Raw genomic sequence first — 23,512 nt, forward strand, 5'->3', positions numbered from 1 at the left:
GCTTGTCGGTGTGATAAAAAACACCGACAATTCCTTTCTGATTTATCAATGGAGGGTACTATGACCACTTCGTTTTTTGTCGCCGCCGACTGGCTGGCTGAGCACGTTGATGACCCGCAGGTACAAATTATCGATGCCCGTATGGCACCGCCGGGGCAAGAACACCGTGACTTAAACGCCGAATACCGCGCCGGGCATCTGCCGGGTGCCGTTTTCTTTGATATCGAAGCCCTCTCCGATCACACTTCCCCCCTGCCCCATATGCTGCCAAGGCCGGAGGCCTTCGCCGTCGCCATGCGTGAACTGGGCGTCAGCCGTGATAAACATCTGGTTATCTATGATGAAGGCAATCTCTTCTCCGCACCGCGCGCGTGGTGGATGCTGCGTACCTTCGGCGCCGAGCGAGTGTCTATTCTGGCCGGCGGGCTCGCCGGCTGGCAGCGCGATGAACTGCTGCTGGAGCACGGTGACGTCAACGTTGCGGAAGGCGAGTTTGAGGCCAAATTTGCCCCGCATGCGGTTAAGCGACTGACCGACGTTCTGCTGGCAAGCCACGAAGGCTCCGCGCAAATCGTCGATGCTCGCCCGGCACCGCGCTTTAACGCCGAGGTTGATGAGCCCCGTCCGGGCCTGCGCCGTGGCCATATTCCCGGTGCGCGCAACGTGCCGTGGGGCGATCTGGTGGTGGACGGCGAGCTGAAAACAACCGATGAGCTGGAAACCCTCTTTGCACGACAAGGGGTCGATTTCAACCGGCCGATTGTCGTCAGCTGCGGCTCCGGCGTGACGGCGGCAGTGGTCGCCCTGGCGCTGGCGACCCTTGAGGCGCCTGACGTCACCCTGTACGACGGTTCATGGAGCGAATGGGGCGCGCGCGCCGATCTGCCGATCGAGCCCGCGCAGTAATGGATAACCGCCTGGCACCGCTGTTAATGCGCGGCGAAGCGTTAACGCGCGCAGAGTACCGGGTATTAGCCCACCTGACGGCGCATCCGTTACTGGTGGGCAAGATTACGGTTCGTCAGCTGGCGCAGGCGACGTTTGTCTCCACTGCCACCATCATGCGGTTGTGTCAGAAGCTAGGGTTTAGCGGCTACAGCGAGTTTATCTGGCACTGTAAAAACCTGCTGGCGGAAACGCCGCATATTGCGACACAGCAAACGCAAGCCAGCGCGGATCTTCCCGCGCTGTTCAACCGCTTTATGGCTAACTACCAGCAGTCATTCCAGTGGGCAACGGCGGAGAAACGGCAGCAGTTTACCCGTCTTTTACGCGAGCAGGAGAGCTTCTTTCTGTACGGCGCGGGGTTTTCCTATCTGTTTGCCGAGTATCTGACTAAAAAGCTGCAGGTATTGGGTAAAACGGCGTTTATCTCCGGCCCGGGCGACAGCCGCAACATCTTTCTGAGCAACGCCGCGCGCTACCAGGTCTTTATTGCCGTTTCACGCAGCGGAGAAACCGAACAGGTACTGGATAAAGCACGTATTGCCCGTAACGTCGGTATGACCGTTGTCGCCTTCACCCGCGCCTCGGCCAACCCGCTGGCGCAGCTGGCCGACCTGCATTTCGCGCTTTACGATGAAGCCGTGCATTTCGCGGCCGAAGCGGCAGATATCACCTCATTCGAGTCAAACCTGGTGCTAATGATGGATTTACTGCTGCTTGAGGCGACGGGGTAATCAGGGGTTCTTCAGGCACAAAAAAACCGCCTGTCACAGCGGTTTCTTTGTGCTGGTCCGGTTCGCGGCCTTTCCAGCAAGCTACATTGCTAAAGCAATGCAGGCACACCATAGTGGCATAATAGTCGCTTTAAAATAGGACAAAGTCAAGATGGTAACAAAGGTGACTATTTAACTATTGGTGTATAATCCATCCCGGCCCTTTCCGCCGTCTCGCAAACGGGCGCTGGCTTCAGGAGAGGATATCCCACGGCCGTAAATGCAGGCACACCATAGCGCTTGCTATCGCGGCGTTATCGCCAGCGGTGCTGCCGTGATGCGGTCTTCGCATGGACCGCGCTATGAAAGGACGATACGTGTGTATCGTGCTGATTGTTTCTGCCGCCTTGTTGCTTCACGCCGACAGCAATCGGAGCCACTCCGGTAACGCCGTCAGCATGAGGCTCAACGCGCAGGGCAAGTAAGCCAGGATGCCGCCCCTCGGGGCGGCCTTCCTGTGTTCAGATAATCCGGTTCTGCTTAAAGTCACGCAGGAAGCTGCCCCAGCGTTTTTCGTAGAACGGCGTGATGTGCGCCAGCATAAAGTGGCTGATGCCCTTTTCGCCTTCCACTACCTCACAAATATCAATCGGTTCATCACCAGGTAAGGTATCGGTCGCCACGCTGCCCGCTGCGTGGATAATGGCTTCAATATCCCCTTCTGCTTCAATGCCAATCAGCAGATTCGGCTGCTCGTCCGCATGCTCCTTGATAGAACACAGGAACGCGCGTTTGACCGTTTTCAGGGTTTTAAACAGCGTAGTCAGCGACTCGACCATCTGCGCCGGCGGTTCAGCCACTTCGGAAAGCAACAGCGCGCTGCCGCCTTCCAGCACTTCCTGAGTGCTCAGCGGGTTGCCCTCTTCACCTATCAGGAGACTGATTTCGCGCGGGGTGAACTCTTTACCGGTCGGCAGTTTGGCGTTCAGATACAGCGTCTCGCCGAGAGTCATTTCAAACAGCGAGCGCACCGGCATGACGACAAACGCCTGTTCGGTGGTAACGGCCTGCTTCAGCGCTTCCAGCGAGGTAAAGAACGGAATCACCGACGTGCCGTCGTCTTTTTCCCAGTGCTGTAATTCTAAGGCGCTGTCGTCAACAACCTGCTGGTCGTCAGCCGCGCTGCCGGGAACCCAGACGGTGGATTCCAGTAAGGTACGGAAAAAGGCTGGGCGATGAGCGGGTTCTGTCGCCGCTTGTTCCAGCAGCGTTTCGAGTTCATTTTTGGTTTCAGACATAAGGCTACAAATTCAATGGTTACTGTAGGGCGGGCAAGCGAAGCGCCCCCGCCAGTATTTTGCCGGATGGCGCTACGCTTATCCGGCCTACGCGGTCAACAGATTCGCGATAGTCCGCACGCCCAGCCCGGTTGCACCCGCCGACCACTGCTCAACGGCCGCTTTACGGTAGGTGGCGGAACAGTCGATGTGCAGCCAACCTTCGTGATAGTTCTCTACGAAGTGGGACAGGAAGCCCGCCGCGGTGCTTGCACCCGCCGGGTACGCCGCGCTGCCGGTGTTGTTCAGTTCAGCAAAGTTAGACGGCAGCTGGTTGCGGTGGAACTCCGCCAGCGGCAAACGCCAGAAGGCTTCGTTTTCCGCACTGGCGCTTGCCAGCAGGCGGTTAGCCAGTTTGTCATCAAAGCTGAACAACGCGTGGTAATCGTTACCCAGCGCGGTTTTGGCCGCCCCGGTCAGGGTTGCCGCGTCGATGATAAGCTCAGGCTTCTGCGCGCTAGCGTCAATCAGGCCATCGGCCAGCACCAGGCGGCCTTCCGCATCGGTGTTCATCACTTCCACGTTTTTACCATTACGGTAGTGGATGATATCGCCAAGTTTGAAGGCATTGCCGCTAATCAGGTTATCCGCACAGCACAGGTACAGTTTTACGCGCTTGTTCAGGCCACGGGTAATCGCCAGCGCCAGCGCACCGGTGACGGTTGCCGCACCGCCCATATCGGACTTCATGGAGTCCATGAACGCACTCTGTTTAATGCTGTAACCGCCGGAGTCGAAGGTAATGCCTTTACCCACCAGGCAGGCGTAAACCGGTGCTTCTTTATCGCCCGTTGGGTTGTAGTCCAGCGCCAGCAGCACCGGCGGACGCTCGGAACCACGACCCACTGTGTGCAGACCCACATAACCCTGCTCGCGCAGATCTTCACCTTTGGTGATACGGTAAGAGACGTTATCACACGCCACGCCGCACAGCAGATCCACCGCGCGCTGCGCCAGTTGCTCCGGGCCGAGTTCTTCCGCCGGGGCGTTGATGGTGTCACGCACCCAGTCGATATAGGTCAAACGGTTGTCCAGTTCCTGGCGCTGTGCGTCGTCCAGCTCAGGCCATTCTACCTGACGGGTGCCTTTTGGCCCTTTGTAGCCCGCCCAGAATGCCCAGCAGCGCTCGACGTCCCAGCCCTCACCCGCCAGGGCCACATGTTTGATGCCCATGCCGTCAATTTTGCGCGCCGCGCGCTGGATAAGGCCCGCGTCATCGCGGCCGGTCAGGTGCAGGGAAATACCTTCATCATTAATGCTATAGGCCGCTTTGTCGCCCCAGCGCGCATCGGCTGGCTGGGTAGACAGGGTAATTTTCATCGCTTCTGTCATTTTATTTATCCTTATTAGCAAACGGGCCGCCGAATGGCAGCCCGTTAAATATTGTCTTAAGCGCAGCTATTCAGCTTCATCCAACCAGACTAGCAGAATTGCCTCAAGAATTTTTTCATTTGATGCCTGTGGATCGTCATCAAAATCTTCGAGGTCGCAAATCCACTGATGCATGTCGGTGAAACGCACCGTTTTCGGATCGGTATCCGGGTAGGTGTCGTAAAGCGCTTCGCCGATCTCGCGGCTGTCGGTCCACTTCAGTCCCATACTATCCCCTATTAGTGCTCGCGCGCGTGGTTAATTGTGTAACGCGGAATTTCGACTACCAGATCTTCATCGGTGACGCGGGCCTGGCAGCTCAGACGGCTGTCGGGCTCCAGACCCCATGCTTTATCCAGCATGTCGTCTTCGTCTTCGGTGCTCTCTGGCAGAGAGTCGAAACCTTCACGCACGATGCAGTGGCAGGTGGTGCAGGCACAGGATTTTTCGCAGGCGTGTTCAATCTCGATACCGCTACGCAGCGCAGCATCCAGAATAGTTTCACCGGTCTCAGCTTCCACAACGATGCCATCCGGACACAGGTCCTGATGTGGCAAAAAAACAATCTTTGGCATATTAAACCTCGTCCACGGATTGGCCTTTCAGCGCGACACGGACAGATTGGTCCATACGGCGAGCGGCGAATTCCTGGGTTTGTTTGTCAACGTTTTTAATGGCTTGTTCTATGGCATCAGTGTCATTGCCCTCGGCAACCGCACTCAGAACGGCGGCAGCCTCGTCAATCTCCTGACGCTCTGCGGCGCTTAACAGCGCGGCATCAGCGGCCAGCGCGCTGTGCAGGCTTTCCAGCACGCGAGCGGCTTCCACTTTCTGCTCTGCCAGCATACGCGCTTTCACGTCCTGCTCGGCATAGCTCATGGAATCCTGAATCATGGTGGCGATTTCGCCATCGGTCAGGCCGTAGGACGGCTTCACCTGAATAGACGACTCAACGCCGGTGGATTTTTCCATGGCGGTGACGCTCAGCAGGCCGTCGGCGTCCACCTGGAAGGTCACGCGAATGTGCGCACCGCCAGCCGGCAGCGCCGGGATACCGCGCAGCGCAAAGCGCGCCAGTGAACGGCAGTCCTGCACCAGTTCGCGCTCACCCTGCATCACGTGGATGGACATCGCGGTCTGGCCGTCTTTAAAGGTGGTGAACTCCTGCGCTCGCGCCACCGGAATGGTGGTGTTACGCGGGATAACCTTCTCTACCAGGCCACCCATGGTTTCGAGGCCGAGAGAGAGCGGGATCACGTCGAGCAGCAGCATTTCGCTGTCCGGCTTGTTGCCGACCAGAATATCGGCCTGAATCGCCGCACCAATCGCGACGACTTTATCCGGGTCAATCGAGGTAAGCGGCGTACGGCCGAAGAATTCGCCAACGCGCTCGCGCACTAACGGCACGCGGGTAGAACCGCCGACCATCACCACTTCCAGCACCTCTTCGGCTTCCACGCCCGCGTCTTTCAGCGCGCGGCGGCAAGCCATCAGCGTACGCTTCACCAGCGCGGAAATCAGGTCGTTAAACTGTTCGCGGGTCACTTCACCTTTCCAGCCAGCGACCTCAACGGTCACGCGGTCGGCATCGCTCAGGGCGATTTTGGCGGCGATGGCGGCGTCAAGCAGCTCGCGCTGTACGCGGTTGTCGCTGCGATCGGCAATGCCCGCCTGTTCGCGGATATGGTCGGCCAACAGGTGGTCGAAATCATCGCCGCCCAGCGCGGAATCGCCGCCGGTGGCCAGCACTTCAAACACGCCGCGGCTCAGGCGCAGAATAGAAATATCGAAAGTACCGCCGCCCAGATCGTAGACGGCAATCACCCCTTCCTGACCAGAATCGAGGCCGTAGGCAATCGCCGCGGCGGTCGGTTCGTTCAGCAGACGCAGCACGTGCAGGCCCGCCAGACGCGCGGCGTCTTTGGTGCCCTGACGCTGTGCATCGTCGAAGTAAGCTGGAACGGTAATCACCACGCCATCAAGCTCGCCTTCAAGCGTTTCGGTGGCACGAGCCGCCAGCGCTTTGAGGATATCGGCCGAGACGCGGATCGGGTTCAGTACACCGGCCTTGGTCACCAGCATCGGCAGGCCGTTTTCGCTTGCCTGGAACTGGTACGGCAGGTGTGGGTAACGCGCCTGGATATCCGCCAGCGAGCGGCCCATCATGCGTTTTACGGAGCTAATGGTGTTAGCGGGATCTTGCGCGGCGTTGCTGCGCGCATCATAACCGACCACGTGCCCCTGCTCCTGGTAGTGCACAACGGAAGGCAGCAGGTGACGCCCCTGATTGTCGGCCAGCGTTTCTGCCTGACCGCTACGCACGGTAGCCACCAGGGAATTGGTGGTGCCTAAGTCAATGCCCACCGCCAGACGACGCTGGTGCGGTGCGGCGCTCAGACCCGGCTCACTAATTTGTAATAAGGCCATGTTAAGCTTCCAGAATCAAAAATCGAGCAGCTTTTCTTCGAGTAATTCAGCGCTGCTTTGGAGTTTATCGAGAAAACGCAGTTTACGGACGGTATCCGCCGCCGCGTCCCACGTCTGTGAATCAAGTTCCGCCACCATCTGCTTCTGGCGTTGGCTGTACATCGATTTGATACGCTTGAGAAGCCCTTCCAGACGATCGGTGTCTTTCGCCTGTTCAATCTCGTCGAGCTCTTCGCGCAGCTCCAGCTGTTCCATCAGGAACGCGGTATCGCGTACGGTGTGCTGTTCACTGGCAAGATCGAAACCGTGGAGGGAGAGCAAATATTCGGCGCGCGTCAGCGGGTGACGCAGCGTTTGCCAGGCCTGATTGATGGTCGCAGAACGCTGGACCGCCGCAAGCTGTTCAGCTGCGCTGGCGCTAGCAAAACGGTCGGGGTGATTCTGACGCTGCAGGTCCTGGAAGCGTGCCGCGAGGGCCTGAGTGTCTACGTGATAACCGGCTGACAATCCAAAGAGAGTAAAGTAATCCATGACGATCTCAGGGTTAACTATTTAAAACAAACCCCACGCACAGCGGTGAAACTATGGTGGGGTTGGCAGGACTCAAATCTAGACGTTAAAGCTTTCGCCGCAACCGCACTCGTCTTTCACATTCGGGTTAGTAAATTTAAACCCTTCGTTCAGACCTTCTTTCACGAAGTCGAGCTGCGTGCCATCAAGAAATTGCAGGCTCTTGCCGTCGATGACCACCTTCACGCCTTTGTCTTCGAATACGGTGTCTTCTGCCGCCGGCTCGTCAACAAATTCCAGTACATAGGCCATACCTGAACAACCGGACGTTCTGACGCCCAGGCGCAGACCAAACCCTTTACCGCGGTTTGCCAGGAAGGTATTGACTCGCGCTGCTGCACTGTCGCTTAAGGTAATCGACATAAAAACCTCAACTCTTAATTATTTTGCTTCACGTTTGCTTTTGTAATCCGCAATGGCGGCTTTAATCGCGTCTTCTGCCAGAATAGAACAGTGAATTTTCACTGGTGGCAGTTCAAGCTCGTCTGCGATATCGGTATTTTTAATCGCCTGTGCTTCGTCCAGGGATTTCCCTTTTACCCACTCGGTCACGAGGGAGCTGGAAGCAATGGCAGAACCGCAGCCGTAGGTCTTGAAACGCGCGTCTTCAATGATACCTTCATTGTTGACTTTAATCTGCAACTTCATCACGTCGCCGCAGGCCGGTGCACCGACCATGCCGCTGCCGACGCTGTCGTCGCTGTTATCGAAAGAACCGACGTTACGCGGGTTCTCATAGTGATCGATGACTTTTTCGCTGTATGCCATGGTGAATTCTCCTTATGGGTACCGATTAATGATGTGACCATTCAATGCTGTTCAGATCCACGCCCTGTTTGAACATTTCCCACAGCGGGGAAAGGTCGCGCAGACGGCCGATGGAGTTGCGAACCAGATTGATGGTGTAGTCAATCTCTTCTTCGGTAGTGAAACGACCTAAAGAGAAACGAATGGAGCTGTGCGCCAGCTCATCGGTCATGCCCAGCGCGCGCAGCACGTAGGATGGCTCAAGGCTTGCGGAAGTACAGGCAGAACCGGAGGAAACCGCCAGGTCTTTCAGCGCCATAATCAGCGATTCGCCTTCAACAAAGTTGAAGCTGACGTTGAGAATGTTCGGTGCGCCCTGCTCGAGATCGCCGTTCAGGTAAACTTCTTCCATATCCTTCACGCCGTTCCACAGACGGTTACGCAGACCGCGCAGACGCGCCATCTCGGTTTCCATCTCTTCTTTGGCGATGCGGTACGCTTCGCCCATGCCGACGATCTGGTGAACAGGCAGGGTGCCGGAACGCATACCGCGCTCGTGACCGCCGCCGTGCATCTGCGCTTCGATACGGATACGCGGTTTACGACGCACATACAGCGCGCCGATACCTTTCGGGCCGTAGATTTTATGGCCGGAGAAGGACATCAGGTCCACTTTCAGCTGGCTCAGGTCGATAGGCAGTTTGCCCACGCTCTGGGTCGCATCAACGTGATAGACGATGCCACGCGCACGGCACATTTCGCCGATGGTCGCGATATCCTGCACTACGCCGATTTCGTTGTTAACGTGCATGATGGAAACCAGAATGGTGTCGTCACGCATCGCCGCTTCGAGTTCTTTCAGGTCGATAATGCCGTTGCGCTGCGGGGCGAGGTAGGTGACTTCAAACCCTTCGCGCTCCAGCTGACGACAGGTGTCCAGCACGGCTTTGTGTTCGGTTTTGCTGGTGATGATGTGCTTGCCTTTTTTCTGATAAAAGTTGGCTGCACCTTTAATCGCCAGGTTGTCAGATTCCGTCGCACCAGAGGTAAAGACGATTTCACGCGGGTCGGCGCCCACGAGGTCGGCAATCTGGTTACGGGCGATATCTACCGCCTCTTCAGCCTGCCAGCCGAAACGGTGTGAACGCGAGGCCGGGTTACCAAAGGTCCCGTCCAGGGTCAGAAACTGCATCATTTTCTCGGCAACACGCGGGTCCACCGGCGTGGTTGCGGAGTAGTCGAGATAAATCGGTAATTTCATTGCTCTTTAACTCCGTACATCACTCAATGCAAGGAGTCAGGCAACCGGCTGGATGTACGACCGCGTTGACGGGAGGGTGTCCCGGCCTGACTCTGAAATCTCATTTTTATCTATAACCGGCCCTACGGCGTGCGCCTTTCGCGGCACACGGCAGGACAGGTGGATTATGCGCGTAACTTAACGTCGATAGCGTCCTGGACGCGGGTCGTGCGGGAGGTGTCGTGCGAATGCTGACGACCGGACACGTCCAGAACTTCCTGGTTGTTCACCAGTTCACCCAGGGTGATATTGTTCAGGAAACCGGTCAGACGGTCGCTCAGATCGCGCCAGAGTGCGTGGGTCAAACATTTATCGCCGCCCTGGCAGCCACCTTTCCCCTGACAGCGGGTGGCGTCAACGGACTCGTCCACTGCGCTAATCACTTCACCCACTGCGATGTGGTTTGCTTCTTTACCCAGCAGATAACCGCCGCCAGGTCCGCGTACGCTGGATACTAAGCCATTTTTACGCAGACGGGAAAACAGCTGCTCCAGGTAGGAGAGCGAAATTCCCTGACGTTCAGAAATATCAGCCAACGGCACCGGGCCCGCTTCGGAGTTGAGTGCAACGTCCAGCATCGCGGTCACGGCGTAACGCCCTTTAGATGTCAGTCTCATGTCTTACTTAACCTCAAACTCGCCCCTGCCCGGGGTTTTAATAATTGTGTGGGTATTGCATAGCAGGGCCAAGTCTGACATTCCCGACTAAATCAGTCAACTATTTACTTGAGTAATTTAGTCAGGTATTTGGCGTTCCGTGCGGTATTGATTTGCCGGATGGCGCTTCGCTTATCCGGCCTACAGGCTGCACGATTTGTAGGCCGGATAAGCGAAGCGCCATCCGGCATTAACGCGGTTACTTGCCTTTATTCTGCTGTTCAATCGACGCCAGAATCCCACGCAGGATGTTCAGCTCCTGGCTTTCCGGACGGGCGCGGGTAAACAGACGACGCAGCTTATTCATCACCTGCCCCGGGTGGTTCTCACGGATAAAGCCGGTCGACAGCAGCGTCTGCTCGAGGTGGCCGTAGAACCGCTCAAGATCGTCTACCAGCGGGTACGGCGTCTCTTCGTGTTCCACTTTCGCTTCGCCGCTTTCCTGTGCCGCCAGCCAGGCCATGCGCACTTCGTAGGCAATAACCTGCACCGCCATCGCCAGGTTCAGCGAGCTGTACTCAGGGTTCGCGGCAATGGCTACGTGATAGTGGCATTTCTGCAGCTCGTCGTTAGTCAAGCCCACACGTTCGCGGCCAAACACCAGCGCTACCGGCGCATGCTCGGCTTCAGACACGCTTTTCAGGCCGCATTCGCGCGGATCGAGCATCGGCCACGGCAGCGTGCGGGAGCGCGCGCTGGTCCCAACGACCAGGCTACAGCCGGCCAGCGCTTCATCGAGGGTATCGACGATTTGCGCATTGCCGATCACATCACTCGCACCGGCCGCCAGGGCGATGGCCTGAGAGTCCGGTTTTACCAGCGGGTTGACCAGCCACAGGTTCGTTAAACCCATGGTTTTCATAGCACGGGCAACGGAGCCCATATTGCCGGTGTGGGAGGTTTCGACCAGCACGATTCGGATATTTTGCAGCATTGTCATTCTTCGTCTAAAGATTATTCGTCCATATTACCATAAAGCTGAGACAGAATCCGAATTCGCTGCTATGATATGCGCCGTTTTCCCGTTCTTTAACATCCAGTGAGAGTAACCTGATGCATCCGATGCTGAACATCGCCGTGCGCGCAGCGCGCAAGGCGGGTAACCTGATTGCCAAAAACTACGAAACGCCAGAAGCTGTTGAAGCGAGCCAGAAAGGCAGCAATGATTTCGTGACCAACGTAGATAAAGCAGCCGAAGCTGTCATTATCGACACCATTCGCAAATCTTACCCGCAACACACCATTATCACCGAAGAAAGCGGTGAACATGTTGGCGAAGATCTGGATGTTCAATGGGTTATCGATCCGCTGGATGGCACCACCAACTTCATCAAACGTCTGCCACACTTCTCTGTTTCTATCGCCGTACGCATTAAAGGCCGTACCGAAGTCGCCGTGGTTTACGATCCAATGCGCAACGAACTGTTCACCGCCACCCGCGGCCAGGGCGCACAGCTCAACGGTTACCGTCTGCGCGGCAGCAATGCTCGCGACCTGGATGGCACCATCATCGCCACCGGTTTCCCGTTCAAAGCCAAGCAGCACGCGACCGCTTACATGAACATCCTCGGCAAAATGTTTACCGAATGCGCGGACTTCCGTCGTTCCGGTTCCGCTGCGCTGGATCTGGCCTACCTGGCCGCCGCGCGCGTTGACGGCTACTTCGAAATCGGCCTGAAACCGTGGGACTTCGCCGCAGGCGAGCTGATCGCACGTGAAGCAGGCGCGCTGGTCTGCGACTTCGTTGGCGGCCACAACTACATGATGACCGGCAACATCGTTGCGGGTAACCCGCGCGTCGTGAAAGCGATGCTGGCGAACATGCGCGATGAGCTGAGCGAAGCGCTGAAGCGCTAAGTCAGCCATGCCCGGTGGCGCTTCGCTTACCGGGCATCAGAGATCGGCCGGATAAGGCGTCGCCGCCATCCGGCTTTTAAAATGGCCTGAGCCCTCTGCCTACCGGCACCGCACTCATCCACATCACCACCGCCGCCGTCAGTAAAACCACGCCCCCCGCTAATGCCAGCGTCGTCCAGCCAATCTGCCGCCACAGCGCCGGCGTTTTATGGCCACTGAGCTTCACCGCCAGCGTGCGAAAACCGTGTACCAATAGCGCCAGCGACGAGATAGTCAACGATGTTCCGGCCGCCATGGCCAGCGCCGAAGCCACACCCCAGGCAAAGACGCCAATCACCTTACTGAACAGCAGAACCATAATGGCGCCAGAGCACGGACGCATCCCCATCGACAAAATAATCATCAGCCGGGCACGCCAGTCATCCCCCTGCTCAAGCTGCTGAGGGTCGGGCAGATGCTGATGCCCGCAGCCACAGTTCTCGTGGTGGACATGATGCGGCGTGAAGGCGGTAAATTTAGGTTTACGCAGCAGCACGCGCAGCTTCTTCAGCGCCCGCCAGCACAGCAGCAGCCCCAGAACGCCCACCAGCGCATAGCTCCCCTTCTCCAGCCAGAAACTGCTGAGATGCAGCTGCCGCGCCGGAAGCCGTAATACGGTGAGCACAATAACCACCAACGCTATCGCCACGACCCCTTGTAATAATGAGGAGGCGAGCGTCAGGCCAATGCTTGATTTGAGTTTTGACGGGTGTGTCGCCAGCCAGGTGGTGATCACCACTTTGCCATGCCCTGGCCCCAGCGCATGCAGCACGCCATAGATAAAGCTGAACAGCAGCAATGTGCCACCGGCCTGAGTCGGATTTGCCACGACCGCTTTCAGCAGGCTGCTCATCTGCTGGTTCACTTCGCGCTGCCAGACCACGCTTTTCAACATCACCTGCGGCCAGGCCTGCCACAGCCACAGCAGCCCGACGGCGGCGGCAAGTAAAAACAGCGCCAGCGGCCAGAGCTGAGCCCAATGACGCGCCGGGCGTCGGTTAACGGAAATCACTGACATTGTACGGTGACCTTCTGCGCAAACTGTTTACCCAGCTCCATATCTTCTTCCGGCGCATCTTCTTTATCCAGCGACTGGGCGTAGGAGAGCATTTCTTCATTAGGCTGCGGCGTGTGGACCGTCACCCGACAGGCGCCTTTGACATCGGCGGCAAACGCAACATCGCTGTCTTTTTCGTAATGCATATCAACATAGTACGTTGGATCGAACGTCGAAAACGTATAGGTCTGCCCGGCCAGCGGCTGCGGCGTAGCCAGCGGCAGCGTAAACGTCAGCACCGCCTGATGCTCCTGGCGCGCCAGACCATAGTCGGTGGGTAGATTCTCAAACTTAACCTTTTTACCGTTATGCCAGAATTCGGTGAAATAGTGCTGCCCGAGGACGTTCGCCATGACCTCCGCCGCCAGCTTTTTCCACACCTCGTCGCCCGGTTTTGCGTTACCTGCGTCATACAGCAGGTCAGCCGAGGTCAGTTCATCCATCACCCAACGCATTTTCATGCCCGTCAGTTGCCCGTCGCTGACCAGCAGCTGATTAGTGATGGAAATAAAGCTATGCGGGTGCGCCCGGGCGCTTAATGATAAAAGCGCAAGAAACACCATAACCACGCATTGTTTCACTCTCTTCATCCGTTCCTCAGTGAAAAATTCTGTGAGCGCCGCCAGCATTCCTTAGCGAAAGCGCCATGGTCGCCGCGATCTATTGTCTATTCTTATCCTAATTAATTTCACTGGATGCCCGCAGATGATGACCGTACTTGAACCGCCATCTGTGCTTTCCAGTCCCCAGCGCCGCTGCCAGGCGCTGCTGATGCTGTATCTCCCCGGGCAAACCATGACTGCGGAATACATTGGCGCAATCAATAATGTCGATGTTTTAACCGCCCGGCAAGATATCGTCGACACCGGCGAGGAGATCGCGCGTTATCATCGTCTGGCAATCGCCACTCAGGCGGACGGCAGCTATCGGATTGAAGGCACAGCCCTTAACCTTCGCCTGTGCCTGCTGCACTGGTTGCGGCGCGCGCTGCGTTTATGTCCACGCTTCGTCGCTGAACATTTTACACCGGCGATCAAAACGCAGCTGAAACAGCTGAAGATTGCCCGCACGCTGTATGATGAAACCAACCTCCAGGCACTGGTTAACCGCTGCGCGCGTGGCCTGCAACGCGAGTTTGAACATCGTGACGGTCAGTTTTTACGTCTGTACTTACAATACTGTCTGCTGCAACACCATCAGGGTATCAGCCCGGTTTTCAATCCGCAGCAAAGCGCCTGGACCCAGCCAACCGACGAGTTTCACATGGCGGCGGACATCGTTCACCACTGGCAGCGGCGGGTGATGCAAATACCCCATCCTTACGAACAGCATTTTCTGGCGCTGCTGTTTATGCTGCTGAAGATCCCCAATCCTCACGAGGAAGGGCGCGATCGGGCACGGCAGCTTCACCTTGCGATCGTCCACATGGTGGATCGTTTCCAGCAGGTGGCCGGATGCCGGTTCACCGATGAACGCGGATTACATAACCAACTTTACGTGCATCTGTCGCAGGCGCTTAACCGCTGCGTGTTTGAGATCGGGATCGATCATCATCTCCCTGAAGAGATCCACCGTCTGTATCCGCGGCTTATTCGCACCACCCGCACGGCGCTGGCCGACTTTGAGGCGAGTTATACCCTGCGCTTCAGCGATGACGAAGCCGCGCTCGTGGCGATCATTTTTGGTGCGGGGCTGATGCAGGAAAGCGAGCTGCATGAAAAACAGGTCGTACTGCTCACCGGAGATAATCCGACGCTGGAACAAGAAATTGAGCAGCAGCTACGGGAGCTGACCCTGCTGCCGCTCAACGTGAAATATCTGGCGGCACATACCTTCCAGAAAGAAGGGGCGCCAAAAGACAGCACGCTGGTGATTTCACCCTATGCCATCGTACTGCCGCTGTTTTCACCGCCGCTGATTCACGCCGAACAGTCGCTCAGCGAGCACCAGCAGCAGCGTATCTGCCAGATACTGGAGACCTAGCGGGCCACCGCTTTCGGCCGCAGGACCATCGCAGGCAGCGCGACCAGCGCCATGACCCAGAACAGCCCCTGATGCAGATGCTGGTAAAGGTAGCCCGAAAACATGGTCATCACCGCAATGCTGCCGCCCATCGCCACCGCAGAATACACCGCCTGTAGACGGATCACTTCGCTGCCCTGGCGTGCGGCAATATAGCGCATCGCCGCCAGGTGACAAACGGTGAAGGTACCGCAGTGCAAAATCTGAATCAGGATCAGCCACGGCAGGCTGGTCGTCCAGCCCATCAGCCCCCAACGAATCACGCCGCAAATGGCGGAAAGCAGCAGCAGATCCCGCGCGCTAAAGCGGCGAAACACCTTTTTACTGAGCGCAAAGGTAACGACTTCCGCCACCACCCCCAGCGACCACAGATAGCCCACGGCCGATGCCGAATAGCCCGCCCCTTGCCAGAAAATAGCGCTGAAGCCGTAATACGCCGCGTGCGCCCCTTGCAGCAGGCTGACGCAGGCGAGGAATCGCCAGTTTTGCGTGACCAGCGAGCGCCAGGCAGGCCAGCCCACTGATTCCTGATGGCGCGACTCGCCGAGCGGCATCACCGACGGCGTCAGCAGCATGCCTAACAGCATAGAGGCCACGCCCAGGCTGAGCATCAACAGAATGACATGATAATCATACAGACTGACCAGCTTTCCGGTCAGCGCCGAGCCAATCACAAAGGCTATCGATCCCCACAGGCGCACCCGCCCGTAGTCCATGGTTATCTGTTTTTGCCAGGTATTGGCCAGCGCGTCGGTGAGCGGCACCAGCGGCGAGAAAAAGAGGTTAAAGCCAATCATCACCACCATCAGCCACGCTACGTGGCTGCCCGCCCAGAAGGCCAGCGCAAACACCAGCGTCATCAGCGCCAGAATTCGCAGCACGCTAATCAACCGCGAGGGTGAGCTGACGCGCGGCGCAATCAGCAGGCTACCGAGAAAACGGGCCACCAGGCCGGCGCCGAGCAGAAGACCGATAGTTTCGGGAGAAAGTCCTGCGCCTTTGAGCCACACGCTCCAGAAAGGCAGAAAAATACCGTAGCTAAAAAAGTAGGTGAAGTAACTGAGCGCCAGCCAGCGCGTGGAGTGCAATGCCATGGGTCCTCCCGGATTGGAGGACATAGTCTAATGACTCATCCCACATTCAGGAGAGAACTAACGTTCACGGTTAGCAGAAAATTGTGATGCACATCACCTTATAGAACTCAAACCTATCGGACATAATGCCTCAGGTCCGCGCCGACACACACGCTAGCCTTCCGTTGGTAATAGCGGCCGCTGAGCCAGTTCAATAAAATCACGCAGGGCGGGCTTCAGCTCGCCTTTTTTCCACGCCATCAGCAGCGCCAGCGTCGGCGCATCGCCTTTAATCGGCCGAAAAACCACCTGCCCGGTATTAAAATTATTCATATAACCGGGTATCAAAGTCGCGCCCAGCCCCATACCAACGAGATTCATCGTCACCAGAATATTGGTCGCGACCTGCACGATATTTGGCTGGCTATGCTCTTTCTCAAACCATGTTTTCACCACCGACGACAGTTCACCGGAATAGTCGGGATCGGTGGTAACAAAATTGATACCGTGCAACTGCTGGGCAGAAATGCTGTGCTCATTAGCCAGCGGATGACCAACCGGCAGCACCACCACCAGCGGTTCATGAAACAGCTCGATCGATTCAATATCCTGGCCGTGAATGGGGTAGCGCATCAGTCCGACATCCAGTTCGCCGCTGCGCAGCTTCTCTTCCTGTTGGGTCGTGATAAGGCTCGCCAGCTCAATATGGGTATCCGGCCGGCGCAGACGCAGCACCGGCAGCACCTTTGGCAGCAGGTTCACTTCGGCGGAGGGGACAAAACCAATCGCCAGATGGTCATTGCTTTGCGCCGCCTTCCGGGCGCGCAGCTTGGCCTGTTCCGCGTTATCCAGAATAGCCTGTGCATCCTGCAAAAAGCACTCGCCGGCGACCGTTAACGTCACTTTACGCTTATCGCGCTCCAGCAACGACACGCCCACGCACTGCTCCAGATCGCGTATCTGGCTACTCAGAGAAGGCTGTGAGGTATGCAGTTTTTCGGCGGCGCGCGTGAAGTTTAACGCCTGCGCCACCGCGACGAAGTAGCGTAGGTGCCTCAGTTCCATCTCTCCTCCTTGTCATCGAAAAAACGTCTCAGCTGGTAGAAATTATCTATTTCACATATCGATAACCCACAAGCAACATAAGAATGACACAAAAATGGAAAGGTCAATACCTCTTACCCCGCAGGATTAAAAATATGACCATAAAAAACCCTACTGACGTCTACCAGCTGGTCGACACCCAAAACGGTCGTGTCACGCCACGCATTTACACCGATCCTGACATCTATCAGCTTGAGCTGGAACGTATCTTTGGCCGCTGCTGGCTGTTTCTCGCCCACGAAAGCCAAATTCCCAAACCCGGTGATTTTTTTAACACCTACATGGGCGAGGATGCGGTGGTGGTGGTTCGCCAGAAAGACGGCAGCATCAAAGCGTTTCTCAACCAGTGCCGCCACCGCGCGATGCGCGTCAGCTACGCCGACTGCGGCAATACCCGCGCCTTCACCTGCCCGTATCACGGCTGGTCGTACGGCATTAACGGCGAGCTGATCGACGTCCCGCTGGAGCCACGCGCTTATCCGCAAGGTTTATGCAAATCCCACTGGGGGCTAAACGAAGTGCCATGCGTCGAGAGCTATAAAGGGCTGATTTTCGGCAACTGGGACACCACCGCACCCACGCTTGGCGATTATCTCGGCGACATCGCCTGGTATCTCGATGGCGTGCTCGACCGCCGTGAAGGCGGCACCGAAATCGTCGGAGGCGTCCAGAAGTGGACCATCGACTGCAACTGGAAATTCCCCGCCGAACAGTTTGCCAGCGACCAGTATCACGCGCTGTTCAGCCATGCTTCTGCGGTGCAGGTGCTGGGGGCGAAAGACGACGGCAGCGATAAGCGCCTCGGCGACGGTCAGACCACCCGCCCGGTGTGGGAAACCGCCAAAGATGCGCTACAGTTCGGCCAGGACGGCCACGGCAGCGGTTTCTTCTTTACTGAAAACCCCGATGCCAACGTGTGGGTCGACGGCGAAGTCTCCAGCTACTACCGCGACACCTACGAAGAGGCCGAACAGCGTCTGGGCAAAGTTCGCGCCCTGCGTCTTGCCGGTCACAACAACATTTTCCCCACCCTCTCCTGGCTGAACGGCACCGCCACGCTGCGCGTCTGGCACCCGCGCGGGCCGGATCGGGTTGAAGTGTGGGCGTTCTGTATTACCGATAAAGCCGCCTCCGACGAGGTGAAAGCCGCATTTGAAAACAGCGCTACCCGCGCCTTTGGTCCGGCCGGATTCCTTGAACAGGACGACTCGGAAAACTGGTGCGAGATTCAAAAACTGCTGAAGGGCCACCGGGCGCGCAACACTAACCTGTGCCTCGAAATGGGCTTAGGCTAGGAAAAGCGCCGCGAAGACGGCATTCCGGGCATCACCAACTACATCTTTTCGGAAACCGCCGCGCGCGGCATGTATCAGCGCTGGGCCGATCTGCTCAGCAGCGAAAGCTGGCAGGATGTGCACGACAAAACCGCCGCCTACCAGCAGGAGGTGATGAAATGAGCGCTTTAGTTTCTCTTGAGCTGCATCATCGCATCAGCCAGTTTCTGTATGAAGAAGCGCGTTTGCTGGACGACTGGCAGTTTCGCGACTGGCTGGCGCAGCTGGATGATGACATTCGCTACACCATGCGTACCACGGTGAACGCCCAGACGCGCGACCGTCGCAAAGGCGTACAGCCGCCGACCACCTGGATTTTCAACGACAACAAAGACCAGCTTGAGCGCCGCATCGCGCGGCTGGAAACCGGCATGGCCTGGGCGGAAGAACCGCCGTCGCGTACCCGTCATCTGATTAGCAACTTACAAATCAGCGAAACCGACGTGCCCGACGTGTTCGCCGTGCGCCTCAACTATCTGCTGTATCGCGCGCAAAAAGAGCGGGACGAGACGTTTTACGTCGGCACGCGCGTGGACAAAGTCCGTCGTTTGCCCGGCGATGAGTGGCGCTTACTGGCACGCGAGATCGTGCTGGATCAAGCGGTGATCACCTCCCATAACCTGAGTGTACTGTTCTGATGAGCCGTGTATTTGCCTGCTCCGCCACGGAGCTGCCGGATGGTGAAGCCCTCCGGCTGGAAACCTCGCCCGTCATCGCCCTGTTCAACGTTGGCGGCGAGTTTTATGCCATTAACGATCGCTGTAGCCACGGTAACGCCTCGATGTCCGAAGGTTATCTGGAAGACGATGCCACGGTGGAATGCCCGCTGCACGCGGCCAGCTTCTGCCTGAAAACCGGTAAAGCGCTGTGCTTACCTGCCACCGATCCGCTGACCACCTACGCGGTTTACGTGGAAGGTAGCGATGTATTTGTTGATATTCCAGAGGACGCCCGATGAGCGATTTACGCGACAACGTGGTTTTCATTACCGGCGGCGGCTCCGGCCTCGGTCTGGCGCTGGTCGAGCGCTTTATTGAAGAAGGCGCGAAGGTCGCCACGCTCGAACTGTCACCAGCCAAAGTCGCCAGCCTGCGCCAGCGTTTTGGCGAACATGTGCTGGCGGTGGAAGGCAACGTCACCTGCTACGCCGACTATCAGCGCGCGGTCGATCAAATCCTCACCGCGTTTGGCAAACTGGACTGTTTTATTGGCAATGCGGGCATCTGGGATCATAACGCAACGCTGGTGAACACCTCTGCTGAGGCGCTGGAGAGCGGCTTTCACGAACTGTTTAACGTTAACGTGCTGGGCTATCTGCTGGGTGCGAAAGCCTGCGCCCCGGCGCTTATCGCCAGCGAAGGCAGCATCATCTTTACCCTGTCCAACGCCGCGTGGTATCCGGGCGGCGGCGGGCCGCTGTATACCGCCTCGAAACATGCCGCCACCGGGCTGATTCGCCAGTTAGCCTACGAGCTGGCGCCGAAGGTGCGGGTGAACGGTGTCGGTCCGTGCGGTATGGCGACCGATCTGCGCGGCCCACAGGCGCTGGGGCAAAGCGATACCTCGATTATGCAATCGCTGACGCCGGAGAAAATCGCCGCCATTCTGCCGCTCCAGTTCTTCCCCGACCCAGCCGACTTTACCGGGCCATACGTGATGCTGGCATCGCGTCGTAACAACCGCACCTTAAGCGGCGTGATGATCAACGCCGACGCCGGGCTGGGGATCCGAGGGATCCGCCACGTCGCCGCTGGTCTGGATCTGTAAGGAGTCGTTATGAGTGAACACATTATTGCCATCATTGGCGGCGGTCAGGCGGGGGCAATGGCCGCTGCCGCGCTGCGCCAGCAAGGGTTTAACGGGCCGTTACACCTCTTTTCTGACGAGGCGCATCTGCCCTACGAGCGCCCGCCGCTGTCAAAAGCCATGCTGCTGGACGAAAATCCGCAGCTTCAGCCGGTGCTGCCCGCCAGTTGGTGGCAGGAACATAACGTGCAGCTGCATCTGGGCGTGACGCTTCGCGAGATTGATCGCGCCTCGCGTACGCTAACGCTCACCGATGGGCAAACCTACCGCTGGTCGCAGCTGCTGCTGGCTACCGGTGCAGCGGCCAGGCCTTTGCCGCTGCTGGATAAGCTGGGCGAGCGTTGCTTTACGCTGCGCCACGCTGGCGATGCCGAACGCCTGCGCGACGTACTACAGCCGGGTAAGGCAATCGCGATCGTCGGTGCGGGCACGATTGGCCTGGAGCTGGCGGCGAGCGCCACCCAGCGCGGCTGCCAGGTGGCTGTGGTCGAGATGGCGTCGTCGGTAATGGGCCGCAACGCCCCTGCTCCGGTGCGCGATTACCTGCTTGCCCGCCACCAGCAGGCGGGCGTGCGGGTGTTACTCAACAGCAGCATTGAACACGCCGAAGCGGGAGAGTTTCTCTCGCTGACGCTGCAAAACGGCGAGACGCTGCTGGCCGATGCGGTGATTTACGGTATCGGTATCGTGGCGAATGATGCGCTGGCCCGCGATGCCGGTCTGGAGGCAGCTAACGGCATTATCGTTGATACCGCCTGCTCCACCGCCGATCCGGCGATTTTCGCCGCCGGTGACGTGGCGCTAACGCGCCAGCCCGACGGTTCGCTGCGCCGCATCGAGAGCTGGGAAAATGCAAACCTTCAGGCGCAGACGGCAGCGGCAGCGATGCTCAACCTGCCTCCGCCCGCCGCCGGGCCGAGCTGGTTCTGGACCGATCAGTACAGCGATAACCTGCAGTTTATCGGCGACATGCACGGCGACAGCTGGCTGTGTCGTGGCGATCCGAATGCGCATCAAGCCATCTGGTTCCAGCTGCGCGAAGGCGTACTGGTCGGTGCCGTCGCGCTGAATAACGGGCGCGACGTACGCGTACTGCGCAAGCTTATCCAATCGGGACGATCGGTCAGTGAAACCGCGCTGTGTGATGAAAGCGTTGCATTGAAGTCGCTTTAACACGTTCAGACCTCCTTTCCCTACGGAAAGGAGGTCTATCGACGTTGTTGACTCAACCAACAGCCAAATGACTGATTTCTCGTTCCTGTGTGGCAAGTCACAAAATTATGTATTACGTTTAAAACATACATACTTACACTAAGGAACGGCCATGAACTCGCTTCGCTATCTCGACTTTGGCGCCTCACGCGATTTGCTGCTGCTAATCGCCCGTATCGCCATTGTGCTGCTGTTTATTCTCTCCGGTTACCCCAAAATGCTTCACTACGACGGCACGGTGCAGTACATGGCGTCAATCGGTACGCCGATGCCCGCGCTGGCGGCGATTATCGCGATTGTGATGGAAGTTCCGGCCGTTATTCTGATCATTCTTGGCTTCTTCACTCGTCCTTTGGCGATTATCTTTCTGTTCTATACGCTAGGGACGGCGGTGATAGGCCACCATTACTGGGATATGACCGGCGATGCGGTGATGGCGAATATGATTAACTTCTATAAGAACATCAGTATCGCGGGGGCGTTCCTGCTGCTGGCCATTGTCGGGCCGGGGAAAATTTCGCTGGATCGGCGCTAGCTTTTTTCCTGGTGGCGGCTTCGCCTTATCAGGCCTGCGCAGCATGTCGGCTCGATAAGCGTAGCGCCATCGGGCATAAAAAAAGGCCGCATTCGCGGCCTTTTTTACATCTGACGATTAGCGCTTATGCGTAAACCGGGAAGCGAGCGCAGATATCCAGCACTTTTGCTTTCACGCGTTCGATGGTGGCTTCATCATTGATGTTATCCAGCACGTCACACATCCAGCCAGCCAGCTCCTTCGCTTCCGCTTCTTTGAAGCCGCGGCGAGTGATAGCCGGAGAACCGATGCGGATACCGGAAGTCACAAACGGGCTCTTCGGATCGTTCGGCACGCTGTTTTTGTTCACGGTGATGTTAGCGCGACCCAGGGCAGCGTCAGCTTCTTTACCGGTCAGGTTTTTATCCACCAGGTCCAGCAGGAACAGGTGGTTTTCAGTCCCGCCAGACACCACTTTGTAACCGCGGTTCAGGAACACTTCCACCATCGCTTTGGCGTTTTTCGCAACCTGCTGCTGGTAGACTTTGAACTCCGGCTCCATCGCTTCTTTCAGCGCTACCGCTTTACCGGCAATCACGTGCATCAGCGGGCCGCCCTGCGCGCTTGGGAACACGGCAGAGTTCAGTTTTTTGTACAGCTCTTCATCCCCACCTTTCGCCAGGATCAGGCCGCCGCGCGGACCCGCCAGGGTTTTGTGGGTCGTGGTGGTCACAACGTGAGCATGCGGAACCGGGTTCGGGTAAACGCCTGCGGCAATCAGACCCGCAACGTGCGCCATGTCAACGAACAGGTAAGCGCCGATGCTGTCGGCGATTTCACGCATTTTTGCCCAATCGACTACGCCGGAGTAAGCAGAGAAGCCGCCGATGATCATCTTCGGTTTGTGGGTCTGCGCCAGCTTGGCCATTTCTTCGTAGTCAATTTTGCCGGACTCGTCGATACCATAAGGCACGATGTTGTACAGTTTGCCGGAGAAGTTAACCGGAGAGCCGTGAGTCAGGTGGCCGCCCTGCGCCAGGTTCATACCCAGCACGGTATCGCCCGGCTGCAGCAGCGCGGTGTAGACAGCAAAGTTAGCCTGAGAACCCGAGTGCGGCTGAACGTTAGCATAGTCGGCGCCGAACAGTTCTTTCGCGCGGTCGATAGCCAGCTGTTCAACGATATCGACGTATTCACAGCCGCCGTAGTAGCGCTTACCCGGATAACCTTCAGCATATTTGTTGGTCAGCTGAGAGCCCTGCGCCTGCATAACGCGTGGGCTGGTGTAGTTTTCGGAGGCGATCAGTTCAATGTGCTCTTCCTGACGTACTTTTTCTTGCTCCATAGCCTGCCACAGTTCGGCATCATAATCGGCAATGTTCATTTCACGCTTTAACATCCGCATCTCCTGACTCAGCTAACAATAAA

At 57.5% G+C, this 23,512-nt stretch carries 26 protein-coding genes and 1 pseudogene; 11 read left to right on the top strand and 16 right to left on the bottom strand.

Features of this window, described 5'->3' with window-relative positions; translation table 11 throughout:
- The first annotated feature begins 60 nt into the window (after positions 1-60).
- From sseA to timP, 3 genes are all read left to right on the top strand, one after another.
- Complete coding sequence (gene sseA / locus V6942_RS15370) at positions 61-906, top strand: 3-mercaptopyruvate sulfurtransferase (protein ID WP_333501440.1); 846 nt, start codon at positions 61-63, stop codon at positions 904-906.
- The gene (locus V6942_RS15375; protein ID WP_106924090.1) at positions 906-1,679 is read left to right on the top strand and encodes a MurR/RpiR family transcriptional regulator; all 774 of its coding nucleotides are present in this window, start codon (positions 906-908) and stop codon (positions 1,677-1,679) included. The genes sseA and V6942_RS15375 overlap by 1 nt, the downstream gene beginning before the upstream one ends.
- Positions 1,680-2,020: 341 nt before the next feature.
- A complete protein-coding gene (gene timP / locus V6942_RS15380; RefSeq protein ID WP_258182274.1) occupies positions 2,021-2,143 on the top strand; it encodes a small toxic inner membrane protein TimP in 123 nt (40 codons plus the stop codon).
- 36 nt (positions 2,144-2,179) lie between these two features.
- Here the strand turns inward: timP and sseB are convergent, their stop codons facing one another.
- From sseB to trmJ, 11 genes are all read right to left on the bottom strand, one after another.
- Positions 2,180-2,956 carry an enhanced serine sensitivity protein SseB gene (gene sseB, locus V6942_RS15385; protein WP_182930188.1) on the bottom strand — a complete coding sequence of 259 codons (777 nt, stop codon included), beginning with the start codon at positions 2,954-2,956 and terminating at the stop codon, positions 2,180-2,182.
- Between the two features lie 87 nt (positions 2,957-3,043).
- A complete protein-coding gene (gene pepB, locus V6942_RS15390) occupies positions 3,044-4,327 on the bottom strand; it encodes an aminopeptidase PepB (protein ID WP_106924088.1) in 1,284 nt (427 codons plus the stop codon).
- 66 nt (positions 4,328-4,393) lie between these two features.
- On the bottom strand, positions 4,394-4,594 hold the full coding sequence (gene iscX, locus V6942_RS15395; RefSeq protein ID WP_106924087.1) for a Fe-S cluster assembly protein IscX: 201 nt from the start codon (positions 4,592-4,594) through the stop codon (positions 4,394-4,396).
- An 11-nt stretch (positions 4,595-4,605) separates the two neighbouring features.
- A complete protein-coding gene (gene fdx, locus V6942_RS15400) occupies positions 4,606-4,941 on the bottom strand; it encodes an ISC system 2Fe-2S type ferredoxin (RefSeq protein ID WP_035891374.1) in 336 nt (111 codons plus the stop codon).
- 1 nt (position 4,942) lies between these two features.
- The gene (gene hscA, locus V6942_RS15405; protein ID WP_106924086.1) at positions 4,943-6,793 is read right to left on the bottom strand and encodes a Fe-S protein assembly chaperone HscA; all 1,851 of its coding nucleotides are present in this window, start codon (positions 6,791-6,793) and stop codon (positions 4,943-4,945) included.
- A gap of 15 nt (positions 6,794-6,808) precedes the next feature.
- Entirely contained in the window at positions 6,809-7,324 is a 516-nt protein-coding gene (gene hscB, locus V6942_RS15410) for a co-chaperone HscB (RefSeq protein WP_333501441.1), read from the bottom strand.
- Positions 7,325-7,402: 78 nt separating this feature from the next.
- Positions 7,403-7,726, bottom strand: coding sequence for an iron-sulfur cluster assembly protein IscA (gene iscA / locus V6942_RS15415; RefSeq protein WP_004104506.1), 324 nt, complete (start codon positions 7,724-7,726; stop codon positions 7,403-7,405).
- A gap of 18 nt (positions 7,727-7,744) precedes the next feature.
- Positions 7,745-8,131: a Fe-S cluster assembly scaffold IscU gene (iscU, locus tag V6942_RS15420; RefSeq protein WP_004866383.1), complete on the bottom strand. Its 387-nt coding sequence runs from the start codon at positions 8,129-8,131 to the stop codon at positions 7,745-7,747.
- Positions 8,132-8,156: 25 nt separating this feature from the next.
- Positions 8,157-9,371, bottom strand: a complete 1,215-nt coding sequence (gene iscS / locus V6942_RS15425) for a cysteine desulfurase (protein ID WP_106924084.1) — start codon at positions 9,369-9,371, stop codon at positions 8,157-8,159.
- Between the two features lie 164 nt (positions 9,372-9,535).
- Positions 9,536-10,027, bottom strand: a complete 492-nt coding sequence (gene iscR / locus V6942_RS15430; protein ID WP_064543514.1) for a Fe-S cluster assembly transcriptional regulator IscR — start codon at positions 10,025-10,027, stop codon at positions 9,536-9,538.
- Between the two features lie 238 nt (positions 10,028-10,265).
- Positions 10,266-11,000 (bottom strand): tRNA (cytosine(32)/uridine(32)-2'-O)-methyltransferase TrmJ, encoded by a 735-nt coding sequence (gene trmJ / locus V6942_RS15435; RefSeq protein WP_106924083.1) that lies wholly within the window; start codon positions 10,998-11,000, stop codon positions 10,266-10,268.
- A gap of 119 nt (positions 11,001-11,119) precedes the next feature.
- On the opposite strand from trmJ, the gene suhB reads away from it, so the two are divergent.
- Positions 11,120-11,923 carry an inositol-1-monophosphatase gene (gene suhB / locus V6942_RS15440; RefSeq protein WP_106924082.1) on the top strand — a complete coding sequence of 268 codons (804 nt, stop codon included), beginning with the start codon at positions 11,120-11,122 and terminating at the stop codon, positions 11,921-11,923.
- 76 nt (positions 11,924-11,999) lie between these two features.
- On the opposite strand, the gene V6942_RS15445 is transcribed toward suhB, so the two are convergent.
- Both V6942_RS15445 and V6942_RS15450 read right to left on the bottom strand, forming a co-directional pair.
- Complete coding sequence (locus tag V6942_RS15445) at positions 12,000-12,980, bottom strand: nickel/cobalt transporter (RefSeq protein ID WP_333501442.1); 981 nt, start codon at positions 12,978-12,980, stop codon at positions 12,000-12,002.
- Positions 12,971-13,609: a DUF1007 family protein gene (locus tag V6942_RS15450; protein WP_106924435.1), complete on the bottom strand. Its 639-nt coding sequence runs from the start codon at positions 13,607-13,609 to the stop codon at positions 12,971-12,973. Before V6942_RS15450 ends, V6942_RS15445 begins: the two co-directional genes overlap by 10 nt.
- A 115-nt stretch (positions 13,610-13,724) precedes the next feature.
- Between V6942_RS15450 and csiE the strand changes: the two genes are divergently transcribed.
- Entirely contained in the window at positions 13,725-15,002 is a 1,278-nt protein-coding gene (csiE, locus tag V6942_RS15455) for a stationary phase inducible protein CsiE (RefSeq protein ID WP_106924080.1), read from the top strand.
- Here csiE and V6942_RS15460 read toward each other — a convergent pair.
- Positions 14,999-16,135, bottom strand: a complete 1,137-nt coding sequence (locus tag V6942_RS15460) for a 3-phenylpropionate MFS transporter (RefSeq protein WP_333501443.1) — start codon at positions 16,133-16,135, stop codon at positions 14,999-15,001. The genes csiE and V6942_RS15460 overlap by 4 nt on opposite strands.
- A gap of 153 nt (positions 16,136-16,288) precedes the next feature.
- On the bottom strand, positions 16,289-17,179 hold the full coding sequence (hcaR, locus tag V6942_RS15465) for a DNA-binding transcriptional regulator HcaR (RefSeq protein ID WP_106924078.1): 891 nt from the start codon (positions 17,177-17,179) through the stop codon (positions 16,289-16,291).
- Positions 17,180-17,313: 134 nt separating this feature from the next.
- Here hcaR and hcaE point away from each other — a divergent pair.
- The 6 genes and pseudogenes from hcaE (at position 17,314) to V6942_RS15495 (ending at position 22,105) form a co-directional block, all read left to right on the top strand.
- Positions 17,314-18,675, top strand: a pseudogene (hcaE, locus tag V6942_RS15470) (3-phenylpropionate/cinnamic acid dioxygenase subunit alpha).
- A complete protein-coding gene (hcaF, locus tag V6942_RS15475) occupies positions 18,672-19,190 on the top strand; it encodes a 3-phenylpropionate/cinnamic acid dioxygenase subunit beta (RefSeq protein WP_230121801.1) in 519 nt (172 codons plus the stop codon). Before hcaE ends, hcaF begins: the two are co-directional and overlap by 4 nt.
- Positions 19,190-19,510 carry a 3-phenylpropionate/cinnamic acid dioxygenase ferredoxin subunit gene (gene hcaC, locus V6942_RS15480; protein ID WP_151217675.1) on the top strand — a complete coding sequence of 107 codons (321 nt, stop codon included), beginning with the start codon at positions 19,190-19,192 and terminating at the stop codon, positions 19,508-19,510. The genes hcaF and hcaC overlap by 1 nt, the downstream gene beginning before the upstream one ends.
- On the top strand, positions 19,507-20,319 hold the full coding sequence (hcaB, locus tag V6942_RS15485) for a 3-phenylpropionate-dihydrodiol/cinnamic acid-dihydrodiol dehydrogenase (RefSeq protein WP_106924074.1): 813 nt from the start codon (positions 19,507-19,509) through the stop codon (positions 20,317-20,319). Before hcaC ends, hcaB begins: the two co-directional genes overlap by 4 nt.
- Positions 20,320-20,328: 9 nt before the next feature.
- On the top strand, positions 20,329-21,531 hold the full coding sequence (gene hcaD / locus V6942_RS15490; protein WP_182930183.1) for a phenylpropionate dioxygenase ferredoxin reductase subunit: 1,203 nt from the start codon (positions 20,329-20,331) through the stop codon (positions 21,529-21,531).
- Between the two features lie 151 nt (positions 21,532-21,682).
- On the top strand, positions 21,683-22,105 hold the full coding sequence (locus V6942_RS15495; protein ID WP_106924072.1) for a DoxX family protein: 423 nt from the start codon (positions 21,683-21,685) through the stop codon (positions 22,103-22,105).
- Between the two features lie 124 nt (positions 22,106-22,229).
- On the opposite strand, the gene glyA is transcribed toward V6942_RS15495, so the two are convergent.
- Complete coding sequence (gene glyA, locus V6942_RS15500) at positions 22,230-23,483, bottom strand: serine hydroxymethyltransferase (protein ID WP_106924071.1); 1,254 nt, start codon at positions 23,481-23,483, stop codon at positions 22,230-22,232.
- Positions 23,484-23,512 lie beyond the last annotated feature (29 nt).

The sequence above is a fragment of the Kluyvera genomosp. 2 genome (assembly GCF_036759865.1).
Taxonomy (GTDB): Bacteria; Pseudomonadota; Gammaproteobacteria; order Enterobacterales; family Enterobacteriaceae; genus Kluyvera; species Kluyvera ascorbata_B.

What these genes read in the sequence shown, in the direction of transcription:
- sseA (WP_333501440.1), top strand. Translation starts at nt 61, where the DNA reads ATGACCACTTCGTTTTTTGTCGCCGCCGACTGGCTGGCTGAGCACGTT.
- V6942_RS15375 (WP_106924090.1), top strand. Translation starts at nt 906, where the DNA reads ATGGATAACCGCCTGGCACCGCTGTTAATGCGCGGCGAAGCGTTAACG.
- timP (WP_258182274.1), top strand. Translation starts at nt 2,021, where the DNA reads ATGAAAGGACGATACGTGTGTATCGTGCTGATTGTTTCTGCCGCCTTG.
- sseB (WP_182930188.1), bottom strand. Translation starts at nt 2,956, where the DNA reads ATGTCTGAAACCAAAAATGAACTCGAAACGCTGCTGGAACAAGCGGCG.
- pepB (WP_106924088.1), bottom strand. Translation starts at nt 4,327, where the DNA reads ATGACAGAAGCGATGAAAATTACCCTGTCTACCCAGCCAGCCGATGCG.
- iscX (WP_106924087.1), bottom strand. Translation starts at nt 4,594, where the DNA reads ATGGGACTGAAGTGGACCGACAGCCGCGAGATCGGCGAAGCGCTTTAC.
- fdx (WP_035891374.1), bottom strand. Translation starts at nt 4,941, where the DNA reads ATGCCAAAGATTGTTTTTTTGCCACATCAGGACCTGTGTCCGGATGGC.
- hscA (WP_106924086.1), bottom strand. Translation starts at nt 6,793, where the DNA reads ATGGCCTTATTACAAATTAGTGAGCCGGGTCTGAGCGCCGCACCGCAC.
- hscB (WP_333501441.1), bottom strand. Translation starts at nt 7,324, where the DNA reads ATGGATTACTTTACTCTCTTTGGATTGTCAGCCGGTTATCACGTAGAC.
- iscA (WP_004104506.1), bottom strand. Translation starts at nt 7,726, where the DNA reads ATGTCGATTACCTTAAGCGACAGTGCAGCAGCGCGAGTCAATACCTTC.
- iscU (WP_004866383.1), bottom strand. Translation starts at nt 8,131, where the DNA reads ATGGCATACAGCGAAAAAGTCATCGATCACTATGAGAACCCGCGTAAC.
- iscS (WP_106924084.1), bottom strand. Translation starts at nt 9,371, where the DNA reads ATGAAATTACCGATTTATCTCGACTACTCCGCAACCACGCCGGTGGAC.
- iscR (WP_064543514.1), bottom strand. Translation starts at nt 10,027, where the DNA reads ATGAGACTGACATCTAAAGGGCGTTACGCCGTGACCGCGATGCTGGAC.
- trmJ (WP_106924083.1), bottom strand. Translation starts at nt 11,000, where the DNA reads ATGCTGCAAAATATCCGAATCGTGCTGGTCGAAACCTCCCACACCGGC.
- suhB (WP_106924082.1), top strand. Translation starts at nt 11,120, where the DNA reads ATGCATCCGATGCTGAACATCGCCGTGCGCGCAGCGCGCAAGGCGGGT.
- V6942_RS15445 (WP_333501442.1), bottom strand. Translation starts at nt 12,980, where the DNA reads ATGTCAGTGATTTCCGTTAACCGACGCCCGGCGCGTCATTGGGCTCAG.
- V6942_RS15450 (WP_106924435.1), bottom strand. Translation starts at nt 13,609, where the DNA reads ATGAAGAGAGTGAAACAATGCGTGGTTATGGTGTTTCTTGCGCTTTTA.
- csiE (WP_106924080.1), top strand. Translation starts at nt 13,725, where the DNA reads ATGATGACCGTACTTGAACCGCCATCTGTGCTTTCCAGTCCCCAGCGC.
- V6942_RS15460 (WP_333501443.1), bottom strand. Translation starts at nt 16,135, where the DNA reads ATGGCATTGCACTCCACGCGCTGGCTGGCGCTCAGTTACTTCACCTAC.
- hcaR (WP_106924078.1), bottom strand. Translation starts at nt 17,179, where the DNA reads ATGGAACTGAGGCACCTACGCTACTTCGTCGCGGTGGCGCAGGCGTTA.
- hcaF (WP_230121801.1), top strand. Translation starts at nt 18,672, where the DNA reads ATGAGCGCTTTAGTTTCTCTTGAGCTGCATCATCGCATCAGCCAGTTT.
- hcaC (WP_151217675.1), top strand. Translation starts at nt 19,190, where the DNA reads ATGAGCCGTGTATTTGCCTGCTCCGCCACGGAGCTGCCGGATGGTGAA.
- hcaB (WP_106924074.1), top strand. Translation starts at nt 19,507, where the DNA reads ATGAGCGATTTACGCGACAACGTGGTTTTCATTACCGGCGGCGGCTCC.
- hcaD (WP_182930183.1), top strand. Translation starts at nt 20,329, where the DNA reads ATGAGTGAACACATTATTGCCATCATTGGCGGCGGTCAGGCGGGGGCA.
- V6942_RS15495 (WP_106924072.1), top strand. Translation starts at nt 21,683, where the DNA reads ATGAACTCGCTTCGCTATCTCGACTTTGGCGCCTCACGCGATTTGCTG.
- glyA (WP_106924071.1), bottom strand. Translation starts at nt 23,483, where the DNA reads ATGTTAAAGCGTGAAATGAACATTGCCGATTATGATGCCGAACTGTGG.